This window comes from Actinokineospora sp. (assembly GCF_050699995.1).
In the GTDB taxonomy this organism is placed as follows: Bacteria; Actinomycetota; Actinomycetes; order Mycobacteriales; family Pseudonocardiaceae; genus Actinokineospora.
This window is the reverse complement of the sequence record NZ_JBOHGC010000524.1, coordinates 1-10,594: the sequence shown is the minus strand read 5'-3', so window position 1 is coordinate 10,594 and position 10,594 is coordinate 1. Positions and strand designations below refer to the sequence as shown.

10 protein-coding genes are annotated in these 10,594 nt (G+C 70.7%); 5 read left to right on the top strand and 5 right to left on the bottom strand.

Annotated features, from left to right (window positions below; translation table 11 throughout):
- The first annotated feature begins 115 nt into the window (after positions 1 to 115).
- The 4 genes from ACRDSQ_RS26035 (at position 116) to ACRDSQ_RS26020 (ending at position 4,086) form a co-directional block, all read left to right on the top strand.
- On the top strand, positions 116 to 268 hold the full coding sequence (locus ACRDSQ_RS26035) for a hypothetical protein (RefSeq protein ID WP_431424591.1): 153 nt from the start codon (positions 116 to 118) through the stop codon (positions 266 to 268).
- A gap of 73 nt (positions 269 to 341) precedes the next feature.
- Positions 342 to 1,913: an NAD(P)-binding domain-containing protein gene (locus tag ACRDSQ_RS26030; protein WP_431424590.1), complete on the top strand. Its 1,572-nt coding sequence runs from the start codon at positions 342 to 344 to the stop codon at positions 1,911 to 1,913.
- 90 nt (positions 1,914 to 2,003) lie between these two features.
- The gene (locus tag ACRDSQ_RS26025; protein ID WP_431424589.1) at positions 2,004 to 3,428 is read left to right on the top strand and encodes a PLP-dependent aminotransferase family protein; all 1,425 of its coding nucleotides are present in this window, start codon (positions 2,004 to 2,006) and stop codon (positions 3,426 to 3,428) included.
- Between the two features lie 100 nt (positions 3,429 to 3,528).
- Positions 3,529 to 4,086 (top strand): dihydrofolate reductase family protein, encoded by a 558-nt coding sequence (locus ACRDSQ_RS26020; protein WP_431424588.1) that lies wholly within the window; start codon positions 3,529 to 3,531, stop codon positions 4,084 to 4,086.
- A gap of 232 nt (positions 4,087 to 4,318) precedes the next feature.
- On the opposite strand, the gene ACRDSQ_RS26015 is transcribed toward ACRDSQ_RS26020, so the two are convergent.
- Both ACRDSQ_RS26015 and ACRDSQ_RS26010 read right to left on the bottom strand, forming a co-directional pair.
- Positions 4,319 to 4,762: an iron chaperone gene (locus ACRDSQ_RS26015; RefSeq protein WP_431424587.1), complete on the bottom strand. Its 444-nt coding sequence runs from the start codon at positions 4,760 to 4,762 to the stop codon at positions 4,319 to 4,321.
- 33 nt (positions 4,763 to 4,795) lie between these two features.
- On the bottom strand, positions 4,796 to 5,122 hold the full coding sequence (locus ACRDSQ_RS26010; RefSeq protein WP_431424586.1) for a VOC family protein: 327 nt from the start codon (positions 5,120 to 5,122) through the stop codon (positions 4,796 to 4,798).
- Positions 5,123 to 5,239: 117 nt separating this feature from the next.
- Between ACRDSQ_RS26010 and ACRDSQ_RS26005 the strand changes: the two genes are divergently transcribed.
- On the top strand, positions 5,240 to 5,458 hold the full coding sequence (locus ACRDSQ_RS26005; protein WP_431424585.1) for a hypothetical protein: 219 nt from the start codon (positions 5,240 to 5,242) through the stop codon (positions 5,456 to 5,458).
- Here the strand turns inward: ACRDSQ_RS26005 and ACRDSQ_RS26000 are convergent.
- The 3 genes from ACRDSQ_RS26000 to ACRDSQ_RS25990 all read right to left on the bottom strand — a co-directional run.
- The gene (locus ACRDSQ_RS26000) at positions 5,449 to 6,072 is read right to left on the bottom strand and encodes a glyoxalase (protein WP_431424584.1); all 624 of its coding nucleotides are present in this window, start codon (positions 6,070 to 6,072) and stop codon (positions 5,449 to 5,451) included. The two genes, ACRDSQ_RS26005 and ACRDSQ_RS26000, sit on opposite strands and share 10 nt — an antisense overlap.
- Before the next feature lie 105 nt (positions 6,073 to 6,177).
- Positions 6,178 to 7,953 carry a S8 family serine peptidase gene (locus ACRDSQ_RS25995; protein WP_431424583.1) on the bottom strand — a complete coding sequence of 592 codons (1,776 nt, stop codon included), beginning with the start codon at positions 7,951 to 7,953 and terminating at the stop codon, positions 6,178 to 6,180.
- Between the two features lie 116 nt (positions 7,954 to 8,069).
- On the bottom strand, positions 8,070 to 10,594 hold a 2,525-nt coding region (locus ACRDSQ_RS25990), incomplete at its 5' end, for a LuxR C-terminal-related transcriptional regulator (RefSeq protein ID WP_431424582.1).

Here is a 10,594-nt window from a genome sequence, read left to right as displayed (position 1 = left end):
GTGCCTGCTCGCCCCCACGTCAAGTCGACCATGACGCTCCCGTCGTGCGTGTCGGTTTCAAGGCCGCCGCGGGACGGTTGAATCCTTTTGCGCTCTCGGGGGCTCGTATGACGAGATGGTTACCGCGGGACAGACCGTGCGCCTGTCGGACTACGTCCGAGATCTCGTCGCGGGCGGTGACGCGATGGCGGCCGACAACGTGCGCGTTCTCATCGCGGTCCCGGAGGGAATCGCCGCGGCCATCGCGTCGCTGCGCACTCCGGCCTGACGGCGGTAGGCCGCCCGACGATCACTCGATACGGTCGACCCCGAACCGCACGCCTGGGCAAGGGAGTTCCTCGATGACCGGACCCGCGTCGGACGACCATGTCCACCGCTACCTGATCGTCGGCGCGGGTCCGGGTGGGCTGCAGCTGAGCTACTTCCTGCAGCAGGCGGGTGCGGACTACGTGACCCTGGAACGAGAGGCGATTCCAGGGTCGTTCTTCACCCGCTACCCGCGCCACCGCAGGCTGATCTCGCTGAACAAGGTGCACACAGGCCAGAAGGATCCGGAGATCGCGCTGCGGTGGGACTGGAACTCGCTGCTCAACGACGATCCCGACCTGCTGTTCCCCCGCTACTCGCGGGAGTACTTCCCGCACACCGACGATCTGCTGTGCTACCTGGCCGACTTCCAGCGGCGGCACGGGCTGAACGTCCGGTTCTCCAGTGGCGTGCGGCGGACCGAGAAGTCCGACGGGATCTTCGTCGTGTTCACGGCGGATCAGGTGTTCCACGCCGAGTGCGTGATCATGGCGACCGGGTGGGGTCACCCCTACATCCCGGACATTCCGGGGATCGAGCTGGCCGTCGGGTACGAAGACGTGTCCACCAGCGGCGCGGACTTCGCAGACCAGCGCGTGCTGATCATCGGCAAGGGCAACGCGGCGTTCGAGACGGCCCACGCGATGCTCGACCACGCCGCCGTCGTCCACCTGGCCAGCCCGAACCCGGTCCGGCTCGCCTGGACGAGCAAACACCCCGGACATGTGCGCGGCCAGTATGGGGCGTTCCTCGACAGCTACTGGTTCAAGACCCTGCACGGCGTGCTGGAGTGCCGCGTCGACCAGATCCGACGTGCAGGCGATACGTACCAAGTGGGGATCAGCTACACCCTCGCGGAAGGCGAACAGGCGCTGCTGGAGTACGACAAAGTGGTGCGCTGCACCGGTTTCACCATGGACACGGGCCCCTTCGGCGACTCGTGCCTGCCGGAACTCGTCCCGAACGGGCGAATCCCGGCGATCCGCCCGGACTTCCAGTCGGTGAACGTCGACGGCCTCTACTTCGCGGGCACCCTGATGCAGGCACGCGATTTCAAGCGCGCGTCGTCGGCGTTCATCGACGGATTCCGCTACAACCTGCGGACCCTCGCGGCGCTCCTTGTCGAGCGCTACCAAGAGATCCCGCTGGACGAACGGATCCTGCCGGTCGACGCCGACGAAGTGACGACCGCGATTCTGGCGCGGGTGAACCACAGTTCGGCGCTGTGGACCCAGTTCGAATACCTCTGTGACGTCTACGTCCTCGATGAGGCGGCCGGACACTTCCGGCACTACGCCGATCTGCCGGAGGACTATGCGGTCGAACGATTCGGCGGCGGTTCCCTCTGCCTCACCGTGACCCTGCGCTGGGGCAGGCACGACTACGGCGACGTGTTCGCCATCAAACGGCACCCAACCCCCGACCGAGCACACGAGAGCGCGTTCCTGCACCCGGTCGTGCGGGTCTGGCGGCACGGCGCGCAGATCGCCGAGCAGCACCTGCTCGAAGACCTTCTCGCCCAGTGGCGTGATCCGGTCCGGCACGTGGCGCCACTACGCGCGTTCCTCGACGCCCACCTTTCGACACCGTCGTCTGGGCCCCGCTGACCCTATGTCGCGAGGCTGCTGAGGTAGCCGGGTGCCGCGCAGCTCGGCGAATTCGCGGCGAGGTGGGCCGGTGGGCGCTAGCCTGCGGCGGTGAGCTTGCCCAGAACGAACTCCGGGCTCGTCCACGACCTGCTCGTGGAGCTCGACCGGACCAGCTCTGTCCCCTTGCACCGGCAGATCGGGTCCGCGCTGCGCACGGGGATCCGGGCGGGGCGGCTTCGGGTCGGCACCGCCGTTCCGCCGTCGCGGCGGCTCGCGGCGGAGCTTGGGGTGTCCCGCGGGGTTGTGGTCGAGGCGTACGAGCAGCTTGTCGCCGAGGGGTATCTGGTCAGCGGCTCGGGCTCCTACACCCGGGTGGCGGCGGGCCCAGGGCCCGCGTCGCCACCGGCGGTCAGGGCACCGGCGCCCGGACTCCGCGTCGACTTCGGCTGCGGCCGTGCCGACGTGGCCGGCTTTCCGCGGGCGGCGTGGCTGCGTTCGCTGAAGCGAGTGCTGACCCAGGCGCCGCACGACCGGCTCAACGACATCGACGAGTATGGGCAGCCGGAGCTGCGTGCGGCCCTCGCCGACTACCTCAACCGGGCCCGCGGCATGTCGGCCGACCCTTCCCAGGTGGTCATCACCAGCGGTTACGGTCAGGCCGTCGCGCTCGTGCTCAGCGTGCTGGCCCACCGTGGCGCCCGCTGTGTGGCCGTCGAGGATCCTTCGGTGAAGGACGACATCCGCCAGCTGGCGCGGAGACACGGGCTCGCGGTCACCGGCCTGCCGGTCGCCGACGATGGCGTCCGGGTCGACGCGTTGGAGCGCGCCGACGCCGATCTTGTCGTGCTCACGCCCTCGCACCAGTGGCCGCTGGGCGGGGTGCTGCCCGCGGAGTCACGGGCCGCGGCGGTCGGGTGGGCGCGCCGCCGCGGCGCGCTGATCTTGGAGGACGACTACGACGCGGAGTACCGGTACGACCGGGCGCCCATCGGCGCGATGCAGGGTCTGGCTCCCGATGTCGTGGCGCACGCGGGCTCGCTGAGCAAGACGCTCGCGCCCGGGCTGCGGCTGGGCTGGCTGGTGTTGCCGCCGCACCTGACCGACGAGGTCGCCCTGGCCAGGAAACTGGCCGACCGGGGCTCGCCGGTGATCGACCAGCTCGCCTTCGCAGATTTCCTGCAGCGTGGCGAGTTCGACCGGCAGCTTCGGCGTATGCGCCCGGTCTACCGGCGCAGGCGCGATGCCCTGCTCGCCGAACTGGAGCGGCACCTGCCCGGTTTCGAACCCGTCGGCATCGCGGCCGGCCTGCACCTGGTCGTCTGGCTCCCGGACGACCTGCCCGAGCAGGCCGTGGTCACCGCCGCGGCGAATCACGGTGTGCAGGTCGTCGGAGTGGCTCCTTATCGCCTTACCGAGGGGCGCCCGGGGCTCGTCCTCGGCTACGCCCACCTCACCGAAACCCAGATCGCGGACGGGGTTCGCGCACTCGCGTCCGCGGTGGGCGAGCTCGCCACGTCCCGGAATCGGTCCTGAATCCGGCGGCGCGATTGGCTCTGGGTGACCGACCGATTCGGCGACACAATGGGTGCCGGGCTCACCTCCCGAAGAACCGTTCAACCGAAAGGCGCGGACCGTGCGCAAGCTCATCAACTCGACATACATCTCGCTCGACGGCGTCATCGAGAACCCTCACCACTGGCCGCCCTCCTCCGGCAAGGACGACGGCACCGGCGGCAAGATCCAAACCGACTTGCTGCTCTCCTGCGACGCGGTGCTCATGGGCAGGCGCACCTATGACGGCTTCGCGCCGGTGTGGATGACCAAGTCCGGGGATCCCTTGTCCGACCGGATGAACAGCATCAAGAAGTACGTCTTCTCCACCACGCTGACCGATCCGAAGTGGGCGAACACCACCGTGCTCGACGGTGATGTGGCCACTGAGGTCGCCAAGCTCAAAGAGCAGCCAGGCGAAAACATCGTGCAGTACGGATTCGGCCAGGTCTCCCAGGCGTTGCTGGACAACGGCCTGATCGACGAGCTGCGCCTGTGGGTCCACCCACTGATCGTCGGCGACGCCCAGCCTCGGGACCTGCTGTTCCGGCAGGGTTCGCAGGCACTGTTCGACCACGCCGACACGACAACGCTGGCCAACGGCATCGTCGTGCTCTCCTACACCCTCCGGCAGGTCTGAGCGTTGGATAGCACCGTATCCGGGGTCTAACGCACCTGCGACCATCAGGTCCCGGGGTCTTCGCGGCGAACTCGTCGGCGACTTCGGCCGTGATCCCGTCGGCGACCGCCGCGGATCCCTCGATGAGCACCACGTCGCGGGTCGGGCCGATGGTGAGCCGCACCCGCCCGCTCGCCCGCAGGTTCCGCGCCGTCGGGCTGGTCGTGGTCGAGGCGGGGCTGTCATGACGGCCTCAGCCCGCCGCTTGCTTGACGAGCGCGGCGATCCGCTTCTCATCGGCCGGGGTCAACTTCGTCAGCGCGAAGGAGGTCGGCCACATGGTGCCGTCGTCGAGCGCCGCCTGGTCGCTGAAGCCGAGTGTCGCGTACCTCGCCTTGAACTTCTCCGCGCTCTGGAAGAAGCAGACGACCTTGCCGTCCTTGGCGTACGCGGGCATCCCGTACCAGAGCCTCGGTGCGAGGTCGGGCGCGGCTGCCCGGATGATGGCGTGGATCCGCTCGGCCATCGAGCGATCCGGTCCCGCCATCTCGGCGATCTTCGCGAGCACGTCCGGTTCCAGGTCGGCCTTGGCCCCGCGGCGCGCGGCCTTCTTCAGTTCCTGGCCGTGCTCCTTCATCGCGGCGAGTTCCTCGTCGCTGAACCCGACGGTCTTGGTGGACTTCTTCGTGGCGGTCATCGTGGGTTTCCTCTCTTGGTCGGCGGGCAGTGCTCAGCGGTCCTGGAGCAGGCCGTCGGGGTCGGTGAAGGTGGCGACGAGGCGGCCGCCGCCGACGTCGCGCACCGGGTCCTGCGCGGTTGCTCCCGCGGCGGTCACCTCGGCCAGCTTCGCCTCGATGTCGGGCACGTGCCAGTAGGCCACCGGTGCGGTCATGCCCTGCGGTCCACCGCCCGGCACGAGGCCGATGTGCTGGCCGTCGGCCTCGAAGCCGACGTAGTACGACTCGTCGACCTGCGGTTCCGTGCCGAGCAGGGCGGTGTAGACGGCCTTCGCCGCGGCCAGGTCGGAGACGGGGTGCAGGACGGTCTTGACCGACATGGTCACTCCTTGGATCGGATCGGTTGTGGCCGGTGATGACCACGGCATAAGCCTCTCCCGGAAACGTCGCGCCCACATCCGTGGCGACCACCGAGAGCACCACGGAGTCCACACGGGATGCGGCAGGATGGGTCCGTGGTGGCGCAGGCGGGAATATCGACCAGGGAGGCCGAAGTGCTGTCCCTGCTGGGGGAGCACCTCAGCAACGCGGAGATCGGATCGCGGCTGTTCGAAGCCGTTGGCTGCCGCTACCAGTGGGCGCGGACGCTGGTGCTCACCACGGGCGAGGCGGCGATGGCCGACCTCGGCCTGGCACCGATGACCGCTCACACCTGAGCGGCGCGCCGCGTCTCCCAGGTGAAGCCGTCGGGGTCGGTGAAGGGGGCGGCGTCGGTGCCCAGGGCCAGCCGGTGCGATCCCGTGCCGTCGGGGGAGACGCCCGCGTCCTTGGCGAGGGCGCGGCGGCCGTAGAGGGCCAGCTTGACCGGGCTCGACGGGGTGGCGAACTCGACGTACTTCCGGCCGAAGCTCTTCGCCACCGCGAGGCCATGGTCGACGTAGAACCGCTTGCTGGCGGCCACATCCGAAGCTCCAAGCAGGAGCACCAGTTCGTCGATCCGGCCGGTGTCCGGGCCGGTGTCCTTCTTGGCCGACGTCGCGACCTTCCAGATCGTCCCGTCGTGCGCCTGGACGACGCCGCCGTAGCCCCAGAACGACTTGGCGACCGGCTTCAGCGTCGTGGCGCCCGCGTCGACGGCGGCGTCGATGAGGGACTTGACGGTGGCGGGCTGCGACACGGTGATCGACATCGTGAAACCACGGAAGCCGCTCGTCGGCGCGTCGGAATGCCGCAGGCGAATCTGGTCGTCCAGGCCGAAGGCGGTGGTGTAGAAGTGCTTGGCGGCCGTGGGGTCGGCCACCTCGAGGGTGATGTAGTCGATGGAGGTCATGGCGCCAACGCTAGAAGCGACTCGGGGGTGGGCGCTTCTCGATTCCTGATCGGTCTGTCTGCCCCGGTGGCGCCGTGACGGATCACAGCGCCACCGAGGCGAGCGTCAGACGGCGAAGCAGAGCGGGACGGTGATGTGCTGCGAGCAGCGGACCGAGCGGGTCGTGCTGCCGGTCTGGTTGCGGCTGTCGCTCACGGTCAGGCGCACCTGGTAGACCTTGCTGACGTTCGGGTAGCTGTGGGACACGGCCTTCCCGGTTCCGGTCGTGCCGTCACCGAAGGCCCACGCGAAGCCGCTGACCGCGCCCTCCCCGTCGGTCGACGCGCTGCCATCGAAGGAGCAGACCTCGCGCTGGCAGCGGGCGGTGAACGCGGCCGTCGGCGGCAGGTCGCCCGCCTTGACCATGCGGCGGGTGATGTTGGTCTTGCCCGCGTTGTCGGTCACGGTCAGCCGGACGCTGAAGTAGCCCGCCTTCGGGTAGGTGTGGCTCGCGGTCCTGCCGGTCGCGGTGGCGCCGTCGCCGAAGTCCCAGGCGTAGCCGGTGATGGTGCCGTCGGTATCGGTCGAGCCCGGCGCGTCGAACGAGCAGGTGGTGTTCGACGTGGAGCAGGCGCTGGTGAACGACGCGGTGGGACGGCCGGGGTCCGCGGCCCCCGCCGGGTAGTCCTGAGTGGACCGGACGTCGAGCAGCGGCTCCTTGACGTTGTCGCCGGAGTCGTCGGTCCAGTCGGTGTTGGCGGTGTCGATCAGCCGCTGCCGCACGGCGAGTACGCCGTCGCGGCCGGTGGCGCGGCTGCCGTTCGCGGTCAGCAGCCCCGCGGCGCCCGCGACGTGCGGCGCGGCCATGGAGGTGCCGCTCAGCACCTTGTACCCGCCGTCGAGGTACGTCGAGTTGACACAAGTGCCCGGCGCGGCGATCTCCACCACGGGGCCCCAGTTGCTGAAGTCGGCCAGGGTGTCGTCCTGGTCGGCGCGGCAGGTCGACCCCGCCCCGCCGCCGGGCTTGCCGTTGAAGTCGGCGAGCGCGGACACGGTGACGACGTCGGGGTGGTTGGCCGGGAAGAACGTCCGGGCGTCCTTGTCGTTGTTGCCCGCGGCAACGACGAACACCACGCCCTTGGCGACCGCGTTGGTGATGGCCTGGCTGAGCGCGGCGTCGGTGCAGCCGTCGCAGCCGAGGCTCATGTTCGCCACCTCGATCTCGGCGGCGTTGGCGGCGACCCAGTCGACCCCGGCGGTGACCCCGGACAGGTTGCCGCTTCCGCCCGAGTTCAGGACCTTCGCCGACCAGATGCGGGCGCCGGGCGCCATGCCGACGACACCGGCGCCGTCGTCGCGGGCGCCGATCGTGCCCGCCACGTGGGTGCCGTGGCCGTGGTCGTCGACGCCGGAATTGTTGGTGCAGGTGGTGGTGTTGACGCAGTTCGCGCGGGCCACGACGGTCAGGTCGGGGTGCTGGGCCACCCCGGTGTCGATCACCGCGACGTCGACGTCGACGCTGTAGTCGTTGCTGCCGTTGATCTTCAGGTTCGGGTTCGCGGTGGCGTAGGCGCGGTCGATGCCGGTGGGGACGGTGTCGGTCGTGTGCATGACACGGTCGGGCTCGACCGAGCTGACCCTCGGGTCGCGCCGCAGCGCGTCGGCGCCCTGAGCGGTCAGGGTGGCCGAGAATCCTCGCAGCGCGTGCTGGTAGATGTGCCCGACGCTGCCGCCGTGCCGGTCGACGTGCCCGGTGGCGAACGCGGCCGCGTCCTGGGTGCCGCGCAGGACGACGACGTACCCGGACTCGGCGGGCGCCGCCGCGGAGACGCCGGTGAGGGCCGCTGATGACAGCGCCAACACCCCGACTCCGGTGAGCAGCGCTGTGGTGATTGTGCGCACGGTTGTTCCTCTCGCAGGGTTTTCGCAGGGCCGCAACGAGTTGCGGTGCGGCAACTGTCCGAGGAGAAGACCGCGGGGAACAACGCCGGAAATAACGCGTAGGGGTACGCGTTCGCTCAGTGGTCCTCGGCCCGCAACTCGTCGCGGTCGGTCGCGCCGAGCTTGTGCAGGACTCGGGCGGCATGCCGTTCGACCGTGCGCGGCGAGAGGAAGAGGACCTCGGCGATCTCCCGGTTCGTGCGGCCGAGGGCCAGGAGGCGTGCCACCTGCCGTTCGCGCGGCGACAGTTCCGTGCCGTATCCCCGGCGGCCGGGGCGGGCGCCGGTCGTCCCGCCGTGCTCGCGGACGAGGTGGTCGCAGCGGGCCAGGTCCCACGTCGCGCCGAGTGCGGTGAACAGCTTGCTCGCCTCCGCGGGCTTCCCGGATCCCGGCGGCAGGCACCGCCCGGCGGCCTCCAGGGCGCGGGCCTGTTCGTAGGGCCGGGGGAGTGCGGCGAGCAGCGCGGCGGACTCGTCGTACAGCGTTGCCGCCTCGTCCGACCGGTCCCGCGCCGCGGCGATGGCCGCCCGCCCGAACGGCACCATCGCGTGCGCGAACGGGCAGTCGCGGCCGCAGACGTCCGCCGCGAACTCGTCGTGCAACCGTTGGGCCCGGGGCAGATCACCGGTATGCAGGAGAGCTTCCACCCCCGCGTCCACGAGTTCCGTCGCCCAGGTCCAGACCCTTTTGATCCGAAGGATCTCCACGGCCGCCGCCAGTTCGCCGACAGCCTCCTCGGTTCGGCCGCGGACCAGCGCCAGCCGGATCCGCGTGGCGGCGGCGCACATCACCACCGGCCCGTACCACCCGTTCATCGAGCGGAGCCCGTGCGCCCCAAGGTAGTCCTCCGCCTCGTCCCACTCGCCGCGGGCCAACGCCAGCTGCGCCAGCACAAGGGACGCGTCGACGGCGACGAAAGTGGTGTGCGTGGCGGACTTCAGATAGGCCTGGGCGCGCTCGGCCAGGCCGTCCCAGCGGCCGGTGACGTGGTCGAGCCGCAGCCGGTTCGACGTGGCCATCTGCCAGGGGTACGACGGCCCGCTGCGGCCCGCCAGCTCCGCCGCCCTGGCGAGGAAGTCCGCGGCGGCCGCGTGGTGCCCCAGGGCGATCGCGGCGTCGGAGAAGTTGGCGCAGCCGCGCAGCAGCTCCCAGCGCTCGCCCGCCGTCGCGCCGTCCTCGGGGAGTCCGGCGATGGCGTCCCACGAGCGTGGGTCACCGATCTGGGCCAGCGTGCTCGCCCGGTTGACCGCGGTCGCGAGGAGCAGCACCGGATCGCCGCGGTCGGGCACGGTCCGCTCGACCTCGGCGAGCCACCGCAGGTGCTCCTCCAGCGGGCAGTTGCCCCAGTACGGGACGGCAAGGGCCGACATCGCGCGGGCCGCCAGCGCCGGTCGGCGGCCCAGCTCGGTGACCGCCACCTTCAGCTGAGCCCGCCCGGTGTCGCCGTCACCCGCCTGGTTTCCCAGCAGCAGCCCCAAATCCAGGCGCAGCTCGCCGCGCAGCCCGGCGGGGAGCCTGCCGTCGTCCAGGATTCGGCGCAGCAGTGCGATCGTTTCGTCGTAGGTGAGGCTGCTCAACGCCAACCGTCCCAACCGGACCGCGAGCGCGCCCCGCTCGGGTCTGGGCAGGTCCGGCTCGGCCAGCAACTCCTGCAACAGCCGGACCGCTTCGGTGGTGTCCGTGTTCTGCGCCGCGCGTTCGGCGTAGCGGGCGGCGGTGACCAGGTCGCCCGCGGACCTGCTGTGGAACACCAGGTCCGGCAGCGCGTCCGCATCATGCTGTCGCAGCGCCGCGAGGTACGCCGAGTGTCCGCGCCTGCGCTCGACCGGGTGCAGGCCGTGCCCCACGGCGATCCCGATGATCGGCGGGTGGAAGGCGAACGAACGGCCATCCGCCGACGCCAGGACGCCGGCGGTCACGGCGGCGGCCAACACCGTCTCCATCTCCGGCGCCCCGAGTCCGCAGACCGCGCCGAGCAGCGGGACCGACACCGGACCCCGCGACAGAGCGGCGGCGGCGATCACCCGGCGTCCTTCCTTGGTCATGCCGGTCAGCCGCTCCTCGACGATCTCGGCGACCGCTCGGGGAATCCCTTTGCGGGCCAACACCTCCCGTGCAGATCCGTCCTCAGAGGACAGATGGTCAACCAGCGCGCGCACCAGCGCCGGCACCCCGGCGGCCAGCTCACGCACCTCGTCGGCACGAGACCCGCCCGCGAGCGCGGTCACCTCGGCCGAGCTGAGCGGCCCGACCTCGAAGTGGTGCACGCCCGCGGCCGCGGCCGACCCGAGCCGGGTGCCCAGCGGCGGCTCGGCGCCGGGCGTCCAGGTGAGCAGCAGCGCCGCGTGTTCCGCCGGCCGCGTCACCAGGTACCGCAGCACCTGCCGGGAACGGTGGTCGGCGCACTCCACGTCCTCGACGACCAGCAGCCGCGCGCCGAGCAGCTCTCGCAGCGCCGCGCACACCCGGTGCAGGTCGTCCGCCTCGACGGCGGCCAAGGCGGGCCCCGGATCACCGCCCACCAGTTCGCTGACCAACTCCCGGACGAGAACGTACGGACCGTCCGGCAAGCCGCGGCACCCGATGATGACCCGGTCCCGGC

Excerpts from the sequence above, each read along its gene's own strand:
- ACRDSQ_RS26035 (WP_431424591.1), top strand. The coding sequence starts at position 116 with ATGGTTACCGCGGGACAGACCGTGCGCCTGTCGGACTACGTCCGAGAT.
- ACRDSQ_RS26030 (WP_431424590.1), top strand. The coding sequence starts at position 342 with ATGACCGGACCCGCGTCGGACGACCATGTCCACCGCTACCTGATCGTC.
- ACRDSQ_RS26015 (WP_431424587.1), bottom strand. The coding sequence starts at position 4,762 with ATGACCGCCACGAAGAAGTCCACCAAGACCGTCGGGTTCAGCGACGAG.
- ACRDSQ_RS26010 (WP_431424586.1), bottom strand. The coding sequence starts at position 5,122 with ATGTCGGTCAAGACCGTCCTGCACCCCGTCTCCGACCTGGCCGCGGCG.
- ACRDSQ_RS26005 (WP_431424585.1), top strand. The coding sequence starts at position 5,240 with ATGCGGCAGGATGGGTCCGTGGTGGCGCAGGCGGGAATATCGACCAGG.
- ACRDSQ_RS26000 (WP_431424584.1), bottom strand. The coding sequence starts at position 6,072 with ATGACCTCCATCGACTACATCACCCTCGAGGTGGCCGACCCCACGGCC.